Origin of the sequence: Hydrogenophaga electricum (assembly GCF_030160815.1) — a bacterium.
Lineage (GTDB): Bacteria > Pseudomonadota > Gammaproteobacteria > Burkholderiales > Burkholderiaceae_C > Hydrogenophaga > Hydrogenophaga electricum.
This window is the reverse complement of the sequence record NZ_BSPB01000035.1, coordinates 16,973-37,397: the sequence shown is the minus strand read 5'-3', so window position 1 is coordinate 37,397 and position 20,425 is coordinate 16,973. Positions and strand designations below refer to the sequence as shown.

Genomic DNA, 20,425 nt, shown 5'->3' with positions numbered 1-20,425 from the left:
TGCGGCTGGCGCTGCAGCCCGGAGCGGGTTGGACACTGCAGGTGGATCTGATCAAGCGCACCGGGCCGCCGCTGGCGCGTGCCCTGGTGCTGGAGGCGGTGCCGGGCGGGCTGGACGGGGTGCTGCCCGCCCGCTTGCGATCGCCCGCCGAAACGCCGGCCGCGCCGGTGCCCCGAACCTTGCCTGTGCCGGAGTGGCCCCATGTGGTGGTGCGCCCTGTTGCCCGAGACCTGCGGCCCCTGCCCCATTGACGCCGCCGGGCTGGCCCTGTGGGCGCTGCAGTTCACGCCGCGCGTTGCGCAGGTGGAGGCGGCCGTGGTGATGGAGGTGTCGGCCTCGCTGCGCCTGTTCGGCGGGGCCGCAGCGCTGGCCGGGCGCGTGCGCGAAGGGGCGGCGGTTTTCGGGGCCGTGCGCCTGGCCTGGGGTCCCAACAGCCTGGCGGCCCTGGCGCTGGCACGCACCGGGCAGGCATGGGTCGATGGCCGGACGCTGGCCGATCAACTGGACGGTCTGCCCCTGCAGGCACTCGCGGCTGCGGCCCCTCACCGAGCGGCGCTCGGGCGCATGGGCTGTACCTCGCTGGGCGCTTTGCGCCGCTTGCCGCGTGCGGGCGTGGCCCGGCGGTTCGACGCCGGACTGCTTGAGGCGCTGGACCGGCTCTACGGGCAGCAGGCCGAGGCACACGAGTGGCTGCGGGTGCCCGAACACTTCGATGCGCGGCTGGAACTGGCCTACCGTGTCGACACCGCGCCCGCCTTGCTGGCGGGTGCCCAGCACCTGCTGCAGGCCCTGGCGGGCTGGCTGAGCGCGCGCCAGGTCGGCATCACCGCGTTCACCCTGCACTGGGCCCACGACGCCCTGCGCTCGCGGGCGGCGGGCGAAGGCGACAGCGTGACCGTGCGCACGGCCGAAATCACGCGCGACCCGGTGCACCTGGGTCGCCTGCTGGCCGAACACCTGGGGCAGACGACCTTGGCAGCGCCGGTCGGCGATTTGCGGCTGGTGGCCCACGAATGCCAGCCGCTGCCGGGCGCCAGCGCGTCGTGGCTGCCCGAAGACGCCACCGATGGCGAACCCCTGCCGCGCACCCTGGAGCGCTTGGCCATCCGGTTGGGGGCCGGGCGCGTGGTGCGCCCCGTGTTGCGCGAAGACCATCGGCCCGAACGCATGACCGATTGGGTGCCCGCGAACCGGCCCCTGGGCGCGGCACCCCGGGGGGACGCACCCTCCGGGCCGCAGCCGGGTTTTCTGCGGCCCGAGCCCTTGCGCCTGCTGGTGCTCAACCACCGGCCGCACTACGGGGGCGAACTGCAGCTGTTGCTGGGGCCGCAGCGCGTCGAGGCCGGTTGGTGGGACCGCGACGAAGCCCGCGGCGAACACGGCCACACGGCGCGCGACTACTGGGTCGCACGCTCGCCCCAGGCCGGCGTGCTCTGGGTGTTCCAGACCCGCGATGCCGAACCCGCGTGGTACCTCCATGGCTTCTTCGCCTGACGTTCACGACCCGGCGCCGCCGGCGTTGCCCGACTGTGCCGAGCTGCTGTGCAGCTCCAACTTCAGCTTCCTGCGTGGTGCCAGCCATGCCGAGGAACTGGTGGCGCGCGCGAAGGCGCTGGGCTACCGGGCCCTGGCCATCACCGACGAATGCTCCATGGCCGGCATCGCGCGGGCGCACGTGGCGGCCCGCAAACACCGGTTGCCGCTCATCGTGGGCAGCCAGTTCCGGGTGGAGGCGGACCGCGGGGAGGGTGAGGCGTTCACGTTCGTGCTGCTGGCCACGAGCCTGGAGGGCTATGGCAACCTGTGCGAATTCATCACCCGCCTGCGGCGGGCGGCGGCCAAAGGCCATTACCGGCTGCGCCGCCGCGACATCGATCCGAAGGCGCTGGCCGACTGCCTGGCGCTGGCGGTGCCGCCCAGGGGCGCCCCACAGGCCCACACGGACGCCATCGCCCGCTGGCTGCTCGGTGCCTTCACGGGGCGTTGCTGGCTGGGCGTGACGCAGTTGGGGCGGCTGGACGACGAGCTGCATCTGCAGCACCTGCGTGTCGCCAGCGCGCTCACCGCCGTGCCGCTGGTGGCGGTGGGCGACGTGCTCATGCATGTGCGCTCGCGCAAGCCGCTGCAGGACGTGCTGACCGCCATCCGCGTCGGCCGGCCGCTGACCGAATGTGGCTACGCGCTCGCGCCCAATGCCGAGCAGCACCTGCGTACCCGCGTGCGGCTGGCGCAGTGCTTCCCGCCCGAGCTGCTGGCCGAAACCCTGCGCGTGGCCGAGCGCTGCGCCGGCTGGTCGCTGGACGAGCTGCGCTACCAGTACCCCGACGAGGGGGTACCGCCCGGTCAAACCCCTGCCAGCCATTTGCGCGCCCTGGCGCTGGCCGGGGCTGCCGAGCGCTGGCCGGGCGGGGTCGCACCCGGGCTGCGCGCGCAGATCGAACACGAACTCGCGCTCATCATCGAACTGGGCTACGAGCACTACTTTCTGACCGTGCACGACATCGTGGCCTTTGCGCGTTCGCAGGGCATCCTGTGCCAGGGGCGCGGCTCGGCCGCCAACAGCGTGGTCTGCTACTGCCTGCGCATCACCGAGGTAGATCCTGGACGGGCTTCGGTGCTGTTCGAGCGCTTCATCTCCCGCGAACGCAACGAACCGCCCGACATCGACGTCGACTTCGAACACGAGCGGCGCGAGGAGGTCATCCAGTACCTTTACCGCCAGTACGGTCGCGAGCGCGCCGCGCTCACCGCCACCGTCATCAGCTACCGCCCGCGCAGCACGGTGCGCGACGTGGGCAAGGCGCTGGGTTTTGATGACACCGCGCTCGCCGCCCTGTCCAGCGGCTACCGCTGGTGGGACGAGGACGGTCTGGCCGACACCCGCTTGCGCGAAGCCGGGCTGGACCCGGACAGCCTGGCCGTGCGGCAACTGGCCACGCTGGTGAAGCAGTTGCTGGGTTTCCCGCGCCACCTCTCGCAGCACACCGGGGGTTTCGTGCTCACGCGCGGGCCGCTGGCGCGGCTGGTGCCGATCGAGAACGCGTCCATGCCCGAGCGCACCGTGATCCAGTGGGACAAGGACGACCTTGATGCCATGGGCCTGCTCAAGGTCGACGTGCTGGCCCTGGGCATGCTGACGGCGCTGCGCCGTTCGCTCGATTTCATCGGCCAGTGGCGCGGCGCCCCCCTGCGGCTGGAGGACATCCCCGACCGCGACGCGGCCACGTACGACATGATCTGCGCCGCCGACACCATGGGGGTGTTCCAGATCGAAAGCCGCGCGCAGATGAGCATGCTGCCGCGCCTGCGGCCGCGTGTGTTCTACGACCTGGTGATCGAGGTGGCGCTGGTGCGGCCCGGCCCCATCCAGGGAGGTGCGGTGCATCCCTACCTGAACCGGCGCCAGGGCAAGGAAGCCATCGACTATCCCAAGGGGCTGGAAGCGGCGCTGCACCGCACGCTGGGCGTGCCGGTGTTTCAGGAGCAGTGCATGCAGATCGCCATGATCGCGGCCGATTTCACGCCGGGCGAAGCCGACGCGCTGCGCCGTGCCATGGGCGCGTGGCGGCGCACCGGGGGCCTGGGCGCTTACGAACACCGCCTGATCGATGGGATGACGCGCAACGGCTACCCGCTGGACTTCGCGCAGCGCGTGGTCGAGCAGGTGAAGGGGTTTTCGAGCTACGGCTTCCCCGAAAGCCACGCCGTCAGCTTCGCGCTGCTGGTGTACGACAGCGCCTGGGTCAAGCGCCACCACCCGGCCGAATTCCTGGCCGCGCTGCTCAACAGCCAGCCGCTGGGTTTCTACACGCCCAGCCAACTGGTGCAGGACGCGCGGCGCCACGGTGTCGAGGTGCGGCCGGTGGACGTGTGCCACAGCGACTGGGACTGCACGCTGGAGCCGCGCGCAGACAGCCCCAAACCCGCCGTGCGCCTGGGCTTGCGGCTGGTCGAGGGGCTGTCCCAGGCCGCTGCTTCTCGGCTCTTGGCGGCGCGACATCCGGGCGCTTCCTCGCGCGGCACAGAATCGGCATCACCAGGCCGCAGCAGCGGCACACAGCGTGGTTTCACCAGCACCGAAGACCTGGCCCTGCGCGCCGGCCTCGACCAGGCCGATCTGCAGCACCTGGCCGCTGCCGACGCGCTGCGTTCGCTCAGCGGCCACCGCCGCCAGCAGATGTGGGACGCCGCCGGCCTGCGCGCTGCGCCTGCGCTGCTGCGCGGCAGCCCGGTGAACGAGGTGGCGCTGGCCCTGCCCGAAGCGCCCGAAGGCGAAGCCATCGTCTGGGACTACGCCAGCCTGGGCCTCACGCTGCGCCGTCATCCGCTGGCGCTGTTGCGCGAGCGCCTGCAGGCGCGCCGCTTCATGACCGCGGCCGACCTGCGCGCCGCACCCGACGGCCGCCTGGTGCGCGCCTGTGGCATCGTCACCGGCCGGCAGCAGCCCGAAACCTCCAAGGGCGTGGTCTTCGTGACGCTGGAAGACGAAACCGGCGTGGTGCAGGTGATCGTCTGGCGCGCGCTGCGCGAACGCCAGCGCCACGAACTGACCCGCTCCCGCCTGCTGGCGGTGTACGGTGTCTGGCAGCGCGAAGGCGAGGTCTGCAACCTCATCGCCGGCCGGCTGGAAGACCTCACCCCATGGCTGGGCCGGCTGGCGCCGCAGAGCCGGGATTTCCATTAGCGCCGAGCAGCTCGATCTCGCCATAGTGCAGGCACAGCCGGCCGCCGGCCTCCAGGGTTTTGAGGGCCTTGTTGATGCTCTGGCGGCTCACGCCCAGCATCTGGGCCAGCGCCTCTTGCGACAGGCGGATGTGCCGGCGTGGCGTGTCGCGGCTGTCGTAGCCCCGGGCCACCAGTTGCAGGCGCCGCCAGACGCGCTCTTCCAGCGGCAACTGGGCCAGTTCCTCCAGTGCGACGAAGAGCACGCGCAGCTTGCGGCAGGCCAGGCGTGCCATGTCGCGCCACACCGCCGGGTGTCCTTCCAGCCAAGCCAGCAGCGGCCCGCGCGGCACGAGCAGCACCTGCGACGGCCCGTCGGCGACGGCATCGTGTGTGCGGGGCTGTTCGTCGATGAGCGAGATTTCACCGAACCACTGGTAGGGCTCCAGCCAGGCGAGCAAGCTGCTGTGGCCTTCGGCGTTGAGGGCACCGATGCGCAGCGCGCCAGCGACCACGCAGCACAGGCCGTCGGCCTCGCCGCCGCGCGCGAACAACGATTCGCCAGCGGCCAGGTGCCGGATGCGGGCCAGCCGCAGCAACTCGCTCTGCAGCGCCGGGTCGCAAGCGCTGAACCATTCGTCGCTGGACAGGGCGGTGTGCAGACCGGGTGGCGCTGGGGTTGGGGGCGGCATGGCGGGTCGGGGATTTCCCGCAGAAGCGGGGGAAGGACGCAGGCTTTGTCGAAATTTTGACAGACGCATCCTGGGCGTTTCGCGCATGCTCGCGCCCCTTGCCACCCACCACAACCAGGAGACGACCATGGACCGAGCCACCCGCCATCTGATGGAATACGCGCGCTACCACCGCGACCCACGCAACGTGGCCACCCATTTCATCGGCATTCCCCTCATCGCGTTCGGCATCGCCGCGCTGCTGACCCGCTGGCAGGTGGACGTCGGGGGCTGGCGCCTGGGGGCCGATACCGCCGTCTGGGCGTTGACGGCGCTGTGGTACCTGCGGCAAGGCCGCTGGTCCCTGACGGCGCCGACCATCGTAGCTTTGGGTGGCCTGGTGCTGCTGGTGCAACCCCTGGGGGACGTGGCCACCCCGCTGTGGCTGGCCTGGGCGTTGGGCAGCTTCGTTGTGGGCTGGGTGTTCCAGGCCGTGGGGCACGTCTGGGAAGGGCGCAAGCCGGCATTCTTCGACGACGTGCGTGGCTTGCTGGTGGGGCCGCTGTTCCTGGTGGGTGAGATCGCGGTGGCGCTGGGGCTTCAGCCGGGCCTGCGCGAACAGCTCAAGGGGCAGGCATGACAACCTGGACGACACAGGACACGCAGCGCGGGCGCGATGGCGCATGGGTGCTGGCGCTCGGGGGTGCCAGTTTGCTGGCGGTCTTTGCGGCTGCGGCCTGGACGCGCGGCTGGGCGCTGTTTTCTCTGCTGCCCCCAGGCGGCGGGGTGGCCGATGTGCTGCCCACGCAGCGGGAAGACCTGCACCGCACGTTCTTCACCATCTGGGCGTCGCTGCTGCTGGCGGCGCCCGCCCTGGCGCTGCTGCCGCTGGCGTCGCGGTCGGCCGTGGCGGCGCGGGTCTGGCGCATCTGCTGGACCGCGTCGCTGCTGGTCTTTGCGGTGCACTTCTACTGGGCGGTGGTGGTGATTTTCGGCAACGACTGGCAGCGGGTGCTGAACACCCCGCGCGTGAGCGCACCGCGACTGGACACGGTGTTCGCGCTGTGGTGGTGCGTCGACGTGCTGCTGGCCTGGACGGTGCGGCCGGGGGCGCTGTGGGTGCGCGTGCAGCGCGCTGGCGTGCACCTGCTGGCCTTCGTGCTGTTTTTCATGGAAGCCGCACGCGAAGGGGAACTGCCGGTGTCGCGCGCCCTGGGCTGGGGCTTCACCGCCGTGGTCGTGCTGGGCCTGGTGGCCTGGGCGTGGCGGCTCAGGCGCCCAGCAGGCGCTCGGTGATGAAGCGCCAATGCGCCGCGCTGACCGGGGTGATCGACAGCCGGTTGCCGCGTTGCAGGATGGTCAGGTCGGCCAGTTCGGGCGTGGTGCGCAACTCGGGCAGGCCGATCAGGCGGGTCTTCTGCAGCGCCTGCACATCCAGCAGCAGCCAGCGCGGGGCTTCGGGCTTGGATTTCTCATCGAAGTAGGGCGATGCCGGGTCGAACTGGGTCGGGTCCGGCCGGGTGCCGGAAGCCACGCGCGCCAGGCCGGCGATGCCTGGCTCCGGACAACTGGAGTGGTAGAACAGCACGCCGTCGCCAACCTTCATCGCATCGCGCATGAAGTTGCGCGCCTGGTAGTTGCGCACACCCGTCCAGGGCACGGTGGCGCCGGGGGCGGCCAGCGCGTCGTCGATCGAGCACTCGTCGGGCTCGGACTTCATCAGCCAGTACCGGGGTTCGTTCATGTCCTCATCTTATCGGGGGCTTGGCCGGGAGCGACACGCGGCCGCAGGCCGGGCGGTTAGCCTATAGGGTTTCCGACTGTTCCCTGTGCCCATGAATGCTGCTGCTCATCCGCCCGCCGGCGGCTGGCTGATCGTCAATTTGCTCGCGCAACTGGCGTTCGGCCTGCTGGCCATGACCATCTGCCTGCCCTCGATGCAGGAATGGGGGGCGCTGTTCGGAGCCAGCCAGGCCGCGGTGCAGCTGACCTTCAGTGGGTATGTGGTCACCTACGGCTCGATGCAGCTGCTTTATGGGCCGCTGTCCGACCGCATCGGGCGCAAGCGGGTATTGATGTTCGGTGTTGCCCTGGCGGGTGGCGCCTCGGTGATGGCTGCGCTGATGGACAGCCTGACCGGCCTCATCGTGGCCCGCGTGCTGCAAGGGGCTGGTTGTGCCGCCGGCATGGTGGTGGGGCGGGCGCTGGTGCAGGATCTTTTTGCAGGCCCGCAGCGCATCAAGGTGATGGCGTTTGTGGGCATGGCGCTGGGGGTGTGCCCGCCGCTGGCCACGATCGTGGGAGGACAACTGCACGTGCGGCTGGGCTGGCAGGCCAACTTCTGGGTCATGGCGGTGCTGGCCGCCGTGCTGTTCGTGGCGATCTGGCGCGGTCTGCCCGACCGGCGCCCGGCGCAAGACACGGAAACCCACTGGCTGCGCGCCATGGGCCGCGCGTACGCCCGCTTGCTGGCCGAACCGGGGTTTGTGCTGTCGGTGTCCATTCTGGCCATGACCACCGCCACTTTCTACGCCTTTCTCGGTGCGGCGCCGATCGTGCTGGGCGCTTACGGGGTTGGCCCCGATGGCATCGGCTACTACATCATGGTCGTGCCGTGTGCCTACATCGTGGGCAGCTTTCTGGCATCGCGGCTGGTGCAGCGACTGGGCGACCGCCCGCTCATGCGGGCCGGCCAGGCGCTGACCGTGGGGGGCATCGGGCTCATGCTGGTGCTCGCGCTGGCCGGCTGGAACACCGCCCTGGCCTTTGCGCTGCCGCTGCTGCTGCTGGGTGTGGGGCATGGCCTGGTGGTGCCGCCGGCACTGGCGGGCACGGTCGGTTTGGTGCCTGCCCTGGCGGGCGCAGCGGCAGCCGTGGCGGGCTTGTCGCAGCAACTGACCGGCGCCCTCGGGGGCTTTGTGGTGGGGCTGGTCCCGCACCACGGTGCCAGCAATCTGGGCTGGCTGATGCTGGTCCTGGCGCTGACCGGCGCAACGGCGCAATGGCGGTTGCACCGGCGACGCGCGGTCTGATCGCGCGCGCTTCTGCGCGGTAGGGCCCGGGTCCGGCACGCAGCGTTCCCGGGATGTCTCGCGTGAGCGCGCGTCGCTTGTGCTGCAGCCGTTCCCCGGCGGGTCGATGACAATCGGGCAGGGGCGGCCAGCCCCTTCTTTTGTCTGGAGTCCTGCCTTGCCCTTGCCCGATCCCCAACCCCGCCGCCCCATGCACACCCGCCGCGTCGAATACCGCGGCTTTTTGCGTGACGACGGGTGGTGGGACATCGAGGGGGAGTTGCACGATTCCAAACCGCATGCCTTCGAGATCGAAGGCGAGGGTCAGTGGGCGCCCGGCGAGGCGATTCACCACATGCGCATCCGGCTGACGGTGGACGACGCCATGGTGATCCGTGATGTGGCCGTCAGCATGGATGCACACCCGCACGATCCCTGTCCACAGGCCATGCCTCCGATGCAGCGTCTGGTGGGCGAAACGCTGGGCAAGGGCTGGCGCAAGACCATCGAGCGCCACCTGGGCGGGATCGAGGGTTGCACGCATTTGCGGGAGTTGCTGTTCAACCTGGCGACCGCCGCTTTCCAGACCCGCTCGGCCTCGTTTGCACCACCAGCGGACGGCCGCCCACCCATGCATCTGGGCCAATGCAAGGCCTGGGATTTTGCGGGGCCTGTGGTGGAGAAGGTGTATCCGATGTTCTTCCGTCCGGCAGTGTCCGAGGCACCGGCCGCAGACGCACCGAACCCTCAGACCTGAGGGCCAGCCCGCTGCTGGCGGGCGCGTTGTGCAAGGGGAAGAATAAAGAATCTGGTCGGGGTGAGAGGATTCGAACCTCCGGCCTCTACGTCCCGAACGTAGCGCTCTACCAGGCTAAGCTACACCCCGATGGGTCTGTTGACCAATCGTCGGCAACCGTTGCAGTTGCCTTGAACTCTTTCCGTTTGACCGGTCAGGAGCGCCGCTCCAAAAGTCCAGCCGCTAATTGTAGCAAAGCTTCGCGGTACTCGTTGGCGGGAAGTTGTTGGGCCGCATCAATGGCCCGTTGGGCTTCGGCCTCGGCGCTGCTGCGGGCGGCATCGAGTGCCCCGGTTTCCCGCACGATGGCCACGATGGTGTCGAGGTGTTCGGTGTCGCCTTGTTCGATGGCCGCATGGATCATCTGGCGCTGGGCGTCGGTGCAGCGGCGCAGGGCGCAGATGATGGGCAGCGTGACCTTGCCTTCGCGCAGATCGTCGCCCAGGTTTTTGCCCAGTTCGGCGGGATCGCCTTCGTAGTCGAGTACGTCGTCGATCACCTGAAACGCGGTGCCCAGCGCCTGGCCATAGGTGGCGCAATGCGCCTCGGTGGCCGCGTCGGCGCCGACGAGGATGGGTGCGAGCCGGGCGCTGGCCTCGAACAGCTTGGCCGTCTTCGAGCGGATCACGCGCAGATACGCGGCCTCATCGAGCGAGGAGTCGTGCATGTTCATCAGCTGCAGCACTTCGCCTTCGGCGATCACATTGGTGGCTTCGGCCAGCACCTGCATCACGCGCATGTTGTTCACATCCACCATCATCTGGAAGGCGCGCGAGTAGAGAAAGTCGCCCACCAGCACACTGGCTGCGTTGCCAAAACGTTCGTTGGCCGTCTCGCGCCCCCGGCGCAGGGTGGACTCGTCCACCACGTCGTCGTGCAACAGGGTGGCGGTGTGAATGAACTCGACCACGGCGGCCAGGGCGTGCCGGTGCGGATGGTCGACTGCCAGGGCACCACCGACCAGCAGCAGGAGGGCTGGGCGCAGGCGTTTGCCGCCAGCTGAAATGATGTATTGGGCCACTTCCTTGACCAGCGGCACATCGGACGTGAGCCGTTCGTTGATCACCTGGTCCACCCGTTGCATGTCTGGCCGGATGAGTTCGAGGGGCGAAACGGTGGAGGGACTGGCAGCGGTCAAGATGGAGCCTGTGGCGGTGGCGAGGGAAGGGTCAACCGGAAATTATAGGAACGCGCCCGATGCGCGGCACAAAGTGGGCGCAGGGGTGGGGGTCGGCGTGCGGTGAGGCGCTGTCCGGGCTGGGTTGCTTGATTTTTCAGCGATTCCGGTATAAAATCATGGGCTCGGTGGAAGTTCGTCTGCCGGGTTTTTGAGGACATTCGGGTGCATCGCCGACCAAGGTTTTCTGACCAAGGTCCGGGGCAGACGCTCGGATTCATTCCAAGAGGTTCCTATGTACGCGGTCATAAAAACCGGTGGCAAGCAATATCGCGTCGCTGCCGGCGAAAAAATTAAAGTAGAACAGATTGCTGCGGAAGTGGGCCAGGAAATCGTGATCGACCAGGTTCTGGCCGTCGGAAACGGCGCTGAACTGAAGGTGGGCACGCCCCTGGTCTCCGGCGCAACGGTCAAAGCCACGGTGGTGGCGCACGGTCGTGGTGACAAGATTCGCATCTTCAAGATGCGCCGTCGCAAGCATTACCAGAAGCGCCAAGGTCACCGTCAGAATTTCACCGAGCTGCAGATCGCTTCGATCGCTGCCTGAGGAGTAATTTGAAATGGCACAGAAAAAAGGCGGCGGCTCTACGCGAAATGGGCGCGATTCCAAGCCCAAGATGCTCGGCGTGAAGGCTTTCGGTGGCGAACTGGTGAGTGCCGGTTCCATCATCGTGCGTCAGCGCGGCACCAAGTTCCACCCCGGCACCAATGTCGGCGTGGGCAAAGACCACACCCTGTTTGCGACGGTGGACGGTCACGTGACCTTCGCCGTCAAGGGCGCCCTGAACCGCCACGTCGTCAGCATCACGCCTGCGGTGTGATGTGCTGGTTCCGGAAGGCGGTGAAATCCGCCGGACGGGCCGACGACAGGTGGGCATCAGCCCTGTGGAAAGGCCCGCTGCTTGCGGGCCTTTTGCGTTCTGTTCTTCCGGGATTCCATCATGAAATTTGTGGACGAAGCCACCATTGACGTCGCGGCTGGTGACGGCGGCAACGGCTGCGCGTCGTTCCGCCATGAGAAGTACAAAGAGTTCGGCGGCCCCGACGGCGGTGACGGTGGCCGGGGTGGTCACGTGTTGGCGCTGGCCGATTCGAACCTGAACACGTTGGTCGATTTCCGCTACACGCGCCGCTTCGAGGCGCAGCGCGGCGAGCACGGTAAGGGCTCCGACATGTTCGGCACCAAGGGCGACGACATTGTGCTCAAGATGCCGGTAGGCACCATCATCAGCGACGCCGAAACGGGCGAAGTGCTGCACGAGCTGTTGCAGCCCGGGGAGCTGATCACCATTGCCAAAGGTGGCGATGGGGGCTTCGGCAACATGCATTACAAGAGTTCGACCAACCGGGCGCCGCGCCAGAAAACACCCGGCTGGCCCGGCGAGCGGCGCGCGCTCAAGCTCGAACTCAAGGTGCTGGCCGATGTGGGCCTGCTGGGCATGCCCAATGCCGGCAAGTCGACACTGATCGCGGCCGTGTCCAATGCGCGGCCCAAGATCGCCGATTACCCGTTCACGACGCTCTACCCGAACCTGGGCGTGGTGCGGGTCGGGCCGGAAAAGAGTTTTGTGGTGGCCGACGTGCCTGGCCTGATCGAGGGCGCCTCGGAGGGGGCCGGGTTGGGCCATCAGTTCCTGCGCCATCTGCAGCGCACACGGTTGCTGCTGCATTTGGTCGATGTGGCTCCTTTCGACGACGCGGTTGATCCGGTGCAACAGGCCAAGGCGATCATGGGCGAGCTCAAAAAATACGACGCCGAGCTGTATGCCAAGCCGCGCTGGCTGGTGTTGAACAAGCTCGACATGGTGCCGGCTGACGAGCGCGCGGCGCGCGTCAAGGACATCGTCAAACGCCTGCGCTACAAAGGGCCCGTGTTCGAGATTTCGGCGCTGACCCGTGAGGGGTGTGAGTTCCTGGTGCAGAAGATTTACGAGCACATCGCGAAGGTGCACGAAGCCGCGCAACCGCACGTGGAGGTCGATCCGCGTTTTGCGGGCAACCCCTGAGACCCGACAGCGACAAGGTTCATCCGACATGGCCGATCAGGCAACTATCGCGAACGACGTGGCGGCCGTGCCGTCAGTGGTCAAGACCGCGCAGCGCATCGTGGTCAAGGTGGGCTCCAGCCTGGTGACCAACGAAGGGCGTGGACTGGACGAAGAGGCCATCGGCCATTGGAGCCGTCAGCTCGCAGCGCTGGTGGGGCAGGGGCGCGAGCTCATCATGGTCAGCAGCGGCGCGGTGGCCGAAGGCATGAAGCGCCTGGGCTGGCGCACCCGGCCGAAGGAAATCAACGAACTGCAGGCCGCCGCGGCCGTGGGGCAGATGGGGCTGGTGCAGATGTACGAGACCAAGCTGCGCGAATGCGGGGTCGGCAGTGCCCAGGTGCTGCTCACGCATGCGGACCTCGCTGATCGCGAGCGCTACCTCAACGCCCGCTCCACGCTGCTGACCCTGTTGCAGCTGGGCGTGGTGCCGGTCATCAACGAGAACGACACCGTCGTCAACGACGAAATCAAGTTCGGCGACAACGACACCCTGGGGGCGCTGGTGGCCAATCTGGTCGAGGCCGACGTGCTCATCATTCTGACGGACCAGAAAGGCCTGTACACCGCCGATCCGCGACGCGATCCTGCGGCCACCTTTGTGCATGTGGCGCGCGCAGGCGATCCGCAGCTCGAGGTCATGGCCGGTGGCGCCGGCTCGGGCATCGGCACCGGCGGCATGATCACCAAGATCCTGGCGGCCAAGCGCGCGGCCGGCTCGGGGGCATCCACGGTGATTGCCTGGGGGCGCGAACCCGATGTGCTGCAGCGCTTGTGCGCGGGCGAAGCCATTGGCACCTGTCTGGTGGCGCAGACGGCCAAGCTGCAGGCACGCAAACAGTGGATGGCCGATCACCTCAAGCTGCAGGGCGCCGTGACCGTTGACGACGGCGCGGCCAGCAAGGTCGTCGGTGAAGGCAAGAGCCTGTTGCCGATCGGCATGACCGGCGTAGAAGGTGAGTTTTCGCGCGGCGATGTGATCGCAGTGCGCGACACCCGCGGGGTGGAAATCGCGCGCGGCCTGGCCAACTACGCCAGTTCGGAAGCGCGGCTGCTGTGCCGGAAATCGTCAGCGGAGTTCGAGCGGCTGCTGGGTTATGCGGCCGAGCCCGAGATGATTCACCGCGACAACCTGGTGCTTTCGCGTCCCTGAATCGGATGGCGCTTCAGGTGCCCGCTCAGGGTGTCTGAGCGGCGCCTGAGGCGTCTCATCAATGCGTGTCGGGTATCGGTGTGATCGATGGGGTCTGCTGCGACCGTTGAGGGTCGGGCTCGAAGCAGGCGCCGGGAGGGAGCTCCATGCACAGGGGCTGCATGAGCGGTTCGGGCAAGACCGCTTCGGCGCAAGCGTGATCTACCGACAGGCGTTGCCGGCTGCCCCCGCGCAGATAGCGGTTTCGGCTGTCCTGCCGCGGCAGGTAGCGGGCCAGTTCGGTCAGCGCCATTTCGTAGACGCCCCGTTTGAATTCAACCACCACATCCAGTGGGACCCAGTAGTCGTTCCACCGCCAGGCATCGAACTCGGGGTGGTTGGTGGCGCGCAGGTTGAGATGCCAGTCCTGAGCGACCAGCCGCAGCAGATACCAGATCTGTTTCTGCCCTTTGTAGTGACCGCGCGCCTCCCGGCGAATGAAGCGGTCCGGCACTTCGTAGCGCAACCAGTCCCGCGTACGGGCCACGATGTTCACGTGTTCGGGCCTGAGCCCCACTTCTTCGTGCAACTCCCGAAACATGGCTTGCTCGGGGCTTTCGCCCCGGTCGATGCCACCTTGCGGAAATTGCCAGGAATGGGAGCGGATGCGCTTGCCCCAGAACACCTGATTTCGCTGGTTGAGCAGAATGATGCCGACATTGGGCCTGAAGCCTTCTCTGTCAAGCATAATCGACCCCAAATTTTTGAACTGTGACGATTATGCATCGCGCATGACGACTTGCGTACCCTGTGCGGGGGGCCTGCTCCGCCAATGCCGGGTAAATACCGATCCCGCTGCGAAACCTTGATGTCAAGGGTTTCGCCATCCCGAACCACCCACGTTTTCCCATCTGGCCGCCCAGGGGCGGTGTGTCCATGAAAGCCTCCCAGTTCTTCATTTCCACCCTCAAGGAAGCTCCCGCCGATGCCGAGGTCGTCAGCCACCAGCTCATGACGCGCGCCGGCATGATCAAGAAGCTGGGTGCCGGTATCTACAGCTACATGCCCATGGGGCTGCGCGTGATCCAGAAGGTGGAAAAGATCGTGCGAGAGGAGATGAATCGCGCCGGGGCGGTGGAGCTCACCATGCCGGTGATCCAGCCGGCTGAGTTGTGGCAGGAGACGGGGCGCTTCGACAAGATGGGACCGGAGTTGCTCCGCATCCAGGACCGCCACGAACGCCATTTCGTCGTGCAGCCGACCAGCGAAGAGGTTGTGACCGATATCGCGCGCCAGGAATTGCGCAGCTACAAGCAACTGCCCAAGAATTTCTACCAGATCCAGACCAAGTTCCGCGATGAACGCCGCCCGCGCTTCGGCCTGATGCGGGGCCGCGAGTTCATCATGAAGGACGCGTATTCCTTCGACCGCGACGAAGCCGGGGCCAAGGCCAGCTACCAGGTGATGGCTGCCGCCTACCGTCGCATCTTTGACCGCTTCGGGCTGCGTTACCGCGCGGTGGCGGCCGACAGCGGTGCCATCGGGGGCGACCTGTCGGAAGAATTCCAGGTGATCGCGGCCACGGGAGAGGACGCCATCGTCTATTGCCCGAACAGCGACTACGCAGCCAATATGGAAAAGGCCGAGGCGCTGGCGCCGGCCGGCCCGCGCCCGGCGGCGGCCAATGCGATGACCAAGACGCCCACGCCGGGCAAGAGCACCTGTGCCGACGTGGCCGAACTGCTGGGTGTGCCACTCGCCACCACGGTCAAATCGCTGGTGCTCGCCACCGACGAACTCAACGAGGCCGGCGAGGTGACGGGCAGCCAGGTCTGGCTGCTGCTGCTGCGTGGCGATCACGACATGAACGAAGTGAAGGTGGGCAAGGTGCCGGGCCTGGACAAAGGCTTCCGCTTCGCCACCGTGCCCGAAATCGAGGCGCACTTCGGCTGCAAGCCGGGCTATCTGGGTCCGATCGGCCTGAAGCAGCCTTTGACGATCGTTGCCGACCGCGAAGTGGCGGTGATGGCCGACTGGATCTGCGGTGCCAACGAGGTCGACTTCCACCACACGGGTGTGAACTGGGGGCGTGATCTGCCCGAACCGGCACTCGTGGCCGACATCCGTAACGTGGTCGAGGGCGATCCGTCGCCCGACGGCCAGGGCCCGCTGTCCATCGAGCGCGGCATCGAGGTGGGCCACGTGTTCTACCTGGGCACCAAATACAGCCTGGCCATGAACGCCACCTTTCTGGCCGAAGACGGCAAGCCCAAGCATTTCGAGATGGGCTGCTACGGCATTGGTGTCACCCGCTTGCCGGCTGCGGCCGTGGAACAGAACCACGACGAGCGCGGCATCATCTGGCCCGATGCGATCGCGCCGTTCACCGTGGTGGTCTGCCCGGTGGGGGCGGACCGCAGCGAAGCGGTGAAGGCCGCGGCCGACGATCTGTACCAGGGCCTGCTGGCCCTGGGGGTGGACGTGATCCTGGATGACCGGGGCGAGCGCCCGGGTGCGATGTTCGCCGACTGGGAACTGATCGGTGTGCCGCACCGCGTGACCATCGGTGACCGCGGTCTCAAGGAAGGCGTGCTGGAGTACCAGCACCGCCGCGATGCGGCAGCGTCCAAGGTGCCTGTTGGGGACGCCCTGGCCTTCGTGCGGGAGCGCCTGGGCGTCTGAGCGTTCGAAGGGTCGCACGCATGGAGCCGGATTCGCGTTGCTCGCCGGGCTGGCGTCGCCGGGACTGTCTGCTCGGCAGCGTCGGGTGGCTGGGGGGTGTCGCGTTGGCTGCTTATCCCGGGGCTTCCCGGGCGGGTGGGCAGGTTGAGGAACCACTGGCCGATTCGGTGCGTTCTGCACTGAGTGCGGCCATCGCCAACACGGCGCCACCGGTGCCCGAATTCACGGACATTGAACGGCGCCTGTCCTACCTGCGCTGGCTGGGGGCCATGGGCGACCGGTTGCAGCGGCGCAAGCCCGATTTCCAGACGCGGATCGATTTTCTGCAGACGGTCTGGTACGAGTCGAAGCGGGCGGGGCTGGACACCACCCTGGTGCTGGGCCTGATCCAGGTCGAAAGCGCTTTCCGCAAGTTTGCGATCTCGAGTGTGGGCGCGCGCGGCTACATGCAGATCATGCCGTTCTGGGCGCGCCTGATCGGCGATGGTGACGCCGGCAAGCTGTTCCACATGCAGACCAACATCCGTTTCGGCTGCGTGATCCTGCGCCACTACCTGGAGCGCGAGCGCGGCGACACGTTCATGGCGCTGGGGCGCTACAACGGCAGCCGGGGCAAGGCCGCTTACCCGAACGCGGTGTACGCGGCGGCCCGCCATTGGGTGCACGGCGACACCTGAAGGCGGTCGCGCCCGGCCGCAGTCTCACTGCACGAAGCCGATCCGGGCCTTGCCGGTGCCCGCACGGGGCAGGTCGCCGGGCTCCACGTTGAACCGGTTGTCCAACCGGGCGTTGCCGAAGGCGGTGACCAGGGCTCGGCGCATTTCGCGCGGTGCCAGGGCGGCCAGTTGGTCCAGCACATCGTCGGGCGGATCGGCGTCGAAACGGCGTCCCCAGTCGTGTTCGGCGCGGATCGACTGGTACAGGTGCCCGGCGATGCGCCGGGCCGCGTCGGGGCAGGGCGGCTGGATCTCGAACACGTTCATCCGGTTCAGGATGGGTTCGGGGATGTGGCGTTCGTCGTTGGCGGTGGTGATCCAGATCACCTGGCTGGCATCGATGGGCACTTCGGCGAATTCGTCCACGAAGTGCTGCGCCGTGTCGTGTTCGAGCAGGCTGTAGAGCGCACCGAGTGGGTCGTATTGCGCGTCGCTGCTGGCCTTGTCGATCTCGTCGACCACGATCACCGGGTTGGCGTATTCGCCGTCCACCAGGGCTTCGAATACCTTGCCGGGCTTGGCGCCTTTCCATTGCGAGGACGACCCCGAGAGCAGCCAGCCGGCGGTCATGCTGCTCATGGGCACCAGGCTCATGCCGGTGCCCAGCAGGTCGGCAATCTGCCGCGCGAAGTGTGTCTTGCCCACGCCGGGTGGCCCTAACAATAGGATGGGCGTGACCTCCAGGCTGTCGCGGCTGTCCTGGCTCAGTGCCACGTGGCGCTTCACATCGTCGAGCACCTCGCCGAAATTGGGCAGCAATTCATACAGCGGCGCCATGTCGGGCACACCGGAGGGTTTGACGGCAAACCGCTGCGGACCGCGTTCGAGCATGCGCTGGTAGGTGCTGCGCAGGCCTTCGTGTTCGCGCTCGGTGCCGCTGGACTGGAGCTTGACCAGCCGGCGCTCGACATCGTCGGCGCGGTAGACGCTGCGCATCTGCGCGATCGGCAAGGGGATCGCGGGTGAGGACGGGACCAGGCTGTGTGAGCTCAAGGCGTTCTCCTGCGTGACGAAAACGGGAAACCCGAATTCATTCAAGCACAAGCCGTGCCGGCTCTCAAGTCCGGTGATCCCCGATGGACGGTTCGCCTGCGCGCTGGTGGATGGCGCATCACGCCCAAAAAACAAACAGCCGCCCGGGCGGCTGTCGGCGGGGCGAAAGGGACGGTCAGGCCTGACCGGTGATCACTTTTTGCAGTTCACCCGACTCGTACATTTCCATCATGATGTCCGAACCGCCGATGAATTCGCCCTTGACGTAGAGCTGCGGAATGGTGGGCCACTGGCTGTAGTCCTTGATGCCCTGGCGCACTGCGTCGTTTTCGAGCACGTTGACGGTGGTGAGCGACTTGGGGTCCACGCCGCAGGCTTTGAGGATCTGCACCGCGCGGCCGGAGAAGCCGCACATCGGGAAGCTGGCGCTGCCCTTCATGAACAGCACGATGTCGTGGGATTTGACCAGTTGGTCGATCTGGCTTTGCACGTCGCTCATGGTCGTAGGTTCCGTGTGGGTTGGGGCGGGCCGGCACCGGGTGGCTGGCCGGAAATCCGGATTATCGCGCGAGCGGCCAGCGCCCGCCGGTGCAGCGCTCGATGCCCGCGAGGTCGTTACGGCTGCTGACAGTTTCGAAGCCCCGGTCGCTGAGCAGGGCGCGCACGGCGGCGGCCTGGTCGTAGCCGTGTTCGAGCAGCAGCCAGCCGCCGGGGTGGAGCGCGCCGGGTGCGGTGGCCACGAGGTGGCGGATGTCGTCCAGCCCGTCGGGGCCGGCTGTCAGGGCCGACAGCGGCTCGTGGGTCAGTGCCGCCAGGTGCGGGTCCGCCTCGGCAATGTAGGGCGGGTTGGAGACGATGAGGTGAAAGCGCTCGCCCGGCACAGCGTCCAGCCAGTGACCGAGGCGCCAGCGCACCGGCAGGCCTAGGCGCTGGCCATTGGCGCGGGCCTGCGCCAGGGCGGCTTCGCTGGCGTCGGTGGCGGTCAGCTCGGCCTGTGGTGCGTGGGTGCCCAGCGCCAGGGCGATGGCTCCGCTGCCGGTGCCGAGATCGAGCACGCGCGTGGGCTGGGCTGGCGCAGCCTCGGTCGGGATCAAGGACAGCGCCCATTCGACCAGGGTTTCGGTGTCGGGCCGCGGCACGAGCACGCCCGGGCCCACCTGCAGGTCGAGCCCGAAGAAGGCCTTGTGCCCCAGCAGATAGGCCACGGGTTCGCCGGCCTGGCGCCGCTGCAGCAGTGCGGTCCACACGGTTTGCGCCGCGTCGGGCAGGACGTCTGCGTCGTGGGCGATGAGCCAGGCGCGGTCATGGGGCGAACGGCCCAGCGCGTGCAACAGCAGGATCTGGGCGTCCAGGCGGTCCAGCCCGAGCCGGGCGGCAGAGGCCAACGCTTCGGCGAGCGTCGTCATGCCTGGCTTTCGAGCGCGGCCAATTGTTCGGCGCCGCGCGCCACCTGCAGCGCGTGGATGACGTCGCCCAGGTCGCCCTCCATCACCTGCAGCAGCTTGTAGAGCGTGAGGTTGATGCGGTGGTCTGTCAGGCGTCCTTGCGGGAAGTTGTAGGTGCGGATGCGATCGCTGCGGTCGCCGCTGCCGATCAGGCCCTTGCGCGTGGCGGCTTCGCTGGCGGCGCGCTCGCTGCGTTCTTTTTCCTGCAGGCGTGCGGCCAGCACCTGCAGCGCCTTGGCCTTGTTGCTGTGCTGGCTGCGACCGTCCTGGCATTCGGCGGTGAGGCCGGTGGGCAGGTGGGTCACGCGCACCGCCGAATCGGTCTTGTTGATGTGCTGGCCGCCGGCGCCGCTGGCGCGGAAGGTGTCGATGCGCAGTTCGGCCGGATTGAGTTTGACGGCTTCGGCTTCGTCGGGTTCGGGCATCACGGCCACGGTGGCGGCGCTGGTGTGGATGCGGCCCTGGGTTTCGGTGGCGGGCACGCGCTGCACGCGGTGGCCACCGGATTCAAAGCGCAACTGGCCGTACACGCCGGGCCCGGCGCCGCCCGGGTTGCTGATGAGCAGCACCACTTCTTTATAGCCGCCCAGTTCGCTCGGCGATTCGCTGACGATCTCGGTGCGCCAGCCCTGGCTGTCTGCGTAGCGGGTGTACAGGCGCGCCAGATCGCCCGCGAACAGCGCCGATTCGTCGCCCCCGGTGCCGGCGCGGATTTCCAGGAAGGCTGCGCGTTCATCGTCCGGATCGCGTGGCAGCAGCAGGCGCTGCAGCGCCTCGTCGAGCTGCGCCATCTCGGCTTCGGCGGCCTGCACCTCTTCGCGCGCCATGTCGGCCATGTCGGGATCGGTCAGCAGTCCCTGGGCGCTGGCGCGGTCGGCCTCGCGTTGCAGGTAGCGGTTGAAGGCGTTGACCCGCTCGCTGGCGTCGGCGTGTTCGCGGCTGAGCGTCCGGAAGCGCTGCAAGTCGCTGACCACGTCGGGGGCGGAGAGCAGCGCGTCCAGCTCGTGCAGGCGGGCGCGCTGGCGGTTCAGGGTGTCGCGGACAAAGGGTTTCACGGCAGCGGGAGCGGGTGAGCGGGAAGACCGCACGCTCTGG

Annotated in this window: 20 protein-coding genes, 1 tRNA gene and 1 pseudogene; 13 read left to right on the top strand and 9 right to left on the bottom strand. The window is 67.8% G+C overall.

The genetic code is table 11. The annotated features are described in order from the left end of the window. The 3 genes and pseudogenes from QQK43_RS16840 to QQK43_RS16830 form a co-directional block, all read left to right on the top strand. A pseudogene (locus QQK43_RS16840) lies at nucleotides 1-251 on the top strand (hypothetical protein); the annotation flags it as partial. Then, entirely contained in the window at nucleotides 202-1,494 is a 1,293-nt protein-coding gene (locus tag QQK43_RS16835) for a Y-family DNA polymerase (RefSeq protein WP_284308661.1), read from the top strand. The pseudogene QQK43_RS16840 and the gene QQK43_RS16835, both read left to right, overlap by 50 nt. Then, on the top strand, nucleotides 1,478-4,684 hold the full coding sequence (locus QQK43_RS16830; RefSeq protein WP_284308660.1) for an error-prone DNA polymerase: 3,207 nt from the start codon (nucleotides 1,478-1,480) through the stop codon (nucleotides 4,682-4,684). The genes QQK43_RS16835 and QQK43_RS16830 overlap by 17 nt, the downstream gene beginning before the upstream one ends. Here the strand turns inward: QQK43_RS16830 and QQK43_RS16825 are convergent. Further along, nucleotides 4,635-5,354 carry a Crp/Fnr family transcriptional regulator gene (locus tag QQK43_RS16825; RefSeq protein ID WP_234265265.1) on the bottom strand — a complete coding sequence of 240 codons (720 nt, stop codon included), beginning with the start codon at nucleotides 5,352-5,354 and terminating at the stop codon, nucleotides 4,635-4,637. The two genes, QQK43_RS16830 and QQK43_RS16825, sit on opposite strands and share 50 nt — an antisense overlap. Before the next feature lie 127 nt (nucleotides 5,355-5,481). On the opposite strand from QQK43_RS16825, the gene QQK43_RS16820 reads away from it, so the two are divergent. Beyond that, nucleotides 5,482-5,973 (top strand): Mpo1 family 2-hydroxy fatty acid dioxygenase, encoded by a 492-nt coding sequence (locus QQK43_RS16820; protein WP_284308658.1) that lies wholly within the window; start codon nucleotides 5,482-5,484, stop codon nucleotides 5,971-5,973. After that, nucleotides 5,970-6,629 carry a hypothetical protein gene (locus tag QQK43_RS16815; protein WP_284308657.1) on the top strand — a complete coding sequence of 220 codons (660 nt, stop codon included), beginning with the start codon at nucleotides 5,970-5,972 and terminating at the stop codon, nucleotides 6,627-6,629. The genes QQK43_RS16820 and QQK43_RS16815 overlap by 4 nt, the downstream gene beginning before the upstream one ends. On the opposite strand, the gene QQK43_RS16810 is transcribed toward QQK43_RS16815, so the two are convergent. Further along, nucleotides 6,604-7,077: an EVE domain-containing protein gene (locus QQK43_RS16810; protein ID WP_284308656.1), complete on the bottom strand. Its 474-nt coding sequence runs from the start codon at nucleotides 7,075-7,077 to the stop codon at nucleotides 6,604-6,606. The genes QQK43_RS16815 and QQK43_RS16810 overlap by 26 nt on opposite strands. A 91-nt stretch (nucleotides 7,078-7,168) precedes the next feature. Here QQK43_RS16810 and QQK43_RS16805 point away from each other — a divergent pair, with 91 nt between their 5' ends. Together QQK43_RS16805 and QQK43_RS16800 are read left to right on the top strand one after the other, a co-directional pair. Beyond that, nucleotides 7,169-8,365 carry a Bcr/CflA family efflux MFS transporter gene (locus QQK43_RS16805; protein WP_284308655.1) on the top strand — a complete coding sequence of 399 codons (1,197 nt, stop codon included), beginning with the start codon at nucleotides 7,169-7,171 and terminating at the stop codon, nucleotides 8,363-8,365. A 190-nt stretch (nucleotides 8,366-8,555) separates the two neighbouring features. Next, entirely contained in the window at nucleotides 8,556-9,101 is a 546-nt protein-coding gene (locus QQK43_RS16800; protein ID WP_284308654.1) for a DUF2889 domain-containing protein, read from the top strand. A 52-nt stretch (nucleotides 9,102-9,153) separates the two neighbouring features. Here the strand turns inward: QQK43_RS16800 and QQK43_RS16795 are convergent. Further along, nucleotides 9,154-9,230 (bottom strand) — tRNA-Pro (locus tag QQK43_RS16795). Nucleotides 9,231-9,294: 64 nt separating this feature from the next. Then, entirely contained in the window at nucleotides 9,295-10,224 is a 930-nt protein-coding gene (locus QQK43_RS16790) for a polyprenyl synthetase family protein (protein WP_234265392.1), read from the bottom strand. A gap of 328 nt (nucleotides 10,225-10,552) precedes the next feature. Here QQK43_RS16790 and rplU point away from each other — a divergent pair, with 328 nt between their 5' ends. The 4 genes from rplU (at nucleotide 10,553) to proB (ending at nucleotide 13,515) form a co-directional block, all read left to right on the top strand. Further along, nucleotides 10,553-10,864 (top strand): 50S ribosomal protein L21, encoded by a 312-nt coding sequence (gene rplU / locus QQK43_RS16785; RefSeq protein WP_234265259.1) that lies wholly within the window; start codon nucleotides 10,553-10,555, stop codon nucleotides 10,862-10,864. 13 nt (nucleotides 10,865-10,877) lie between these two features. Further along, a complete protein-coding gene (gene rpmA / locus QQK43_RS16780; protein ID WP_234265258.1) occupies nucleotides 10,878-11,138 on the top strand; it encodes a 50S ribosomal protein L27 in 261 nt (86 codons plus the stop codon). 120 nt (nucleotides 11,139-11,258) lie between these two features. Next, a complete protein-coding gene (cgtA, locus tag QQK43_RS16775) occupies nucleotides 11,259-12,323 on the top strand; it encodes an Obg family GTPase CgtA (protein WP_284308652.1) in 1,065 nt (354 codons plus the stop codon). Between the two features lie 28 nt (nucleotides 12,324-12,351). Beyond that, nucleotides 12,352-13,515 carry a glutamate 5-kinase gene (gene proB / locus QQK43_RS16770; protein WP_284308651.1) on the top strand — a complete coding sequence of 388 codons (1,164 nt, stop codon included), beginning with the start codon at nucleotides 12,352-12,354 and terminating at the stop codon, nucleotides 13,513-13,515. Nucleotides 13,516-13,573: 58 nt separating this feature from the next. On the opposite strand, the gene QQK43_RS16765 is transcribed toward proB, so the two are convergent. Next, entirely contained in the window at nucleotides 13,574-14,242 is a 669-nt protein-coding gene (locus QQK43_RS16765) for an RNA pyrophosphohydrolase (protein ID WP_234265255.1), read from the bottom strand. A 188-nt stretch (nucleotides 14,243-14,430) separates the two neighbouring features. Between QQK43_RS16765 and QQK43_RS16760 the strand changes: the two genes are divergently transcribed. After that, nucleotides 14,431-16,176 (top strand): proline--tRNA ligase, encoded by a 1,746-nt coding sequence (locus QQK43_RS16760; RefSeq protein WP_284308650.1) that lies wholly within the window; start codon nucleotides 14,431-14,433, stop codon nucleotides 16,174-16,176. Between the two features lie 20 nt (nucleotides 16,177-16,196). Continuing rightward, the gene (locus QQK43_RS16755) at nucleotides 16,197-16,853 is read left to right on the top strand and encodes a lytic transglycosylase domain-containing protein (RefSeq protein WP_370465304.1); all 657 of its coding nucleotides are present in this window, start codon (nucleotides 16,197-16,199) and stop codon (nucleotides 16,851-16,853) included. Between the two features lie 24 nt (nucleotides 16,854-16,877). Here QQK43_RS16755 and QQK43_RS16750 read toward each other — a convergent pair whose 3' ends face one another. From QQK43_RS16750 to prfA, 4 genes are all read right to left on the bottom strand, one after another. Continuing rightward, nucleotides 16,878-17,885 (bottom strand): AAA family ATPase, encoded by a 1,008-nt coding sequence (locus tag QQK43_RS16750; protein ID WP_234265253.1) that lies wholly within the window; start codon nucleotides 17,883-17,885, stop codon nucleotides 16,878-16,880. Between the two features lie 175 nt (nucleotides 17,886-18,060). Then, nucleotides 18,061-18,384 carry a Grx4 family monothiol glutaredoxin gene (grxD, locus tag QQK43_RS16745; RefSeq protein WP_234265252.1) on the bottom strand — a complete coding sequence of 108 codons (324 nt, stop codon included), beginning with the start codon at nucleotides 18,382-18,384 and terminating at the stop codon, nucleotides 18,061-18,063. Nucleotides 18,385-18,445: 61 nt separating this feature from the next. Then, nucleotides 18,446-19,291: a peptide chain release factor N(5)-glutamine methyltransferase gene (gene prmC / locus QQK43_RS16740; RefSeq protein ID WP_284308649.1), complete on the bottom strand. Its 846-nt coding sequence runs from the start codon at nucleotides 19,289-19,291 to the stop codon at nucleotides 18,446-18,448. Beyond that, complete coding sequence (gene prfA / locus QQK43_RS16735; protein WP_284308648.1) at nucleotides 19,288-20,385, bottom strand: peptide chain release factor 1; 1,098 nt, start codon at nucleotides 20,383-20,385, stop codon at nucleotides 19,288-19,290. The genes prmC and prfA overlap by 4 nt, the downstream gene beginning before the upstream one ends. Nucleotides 20,386-20,425 lie beyond the last annotated feature (40 nt).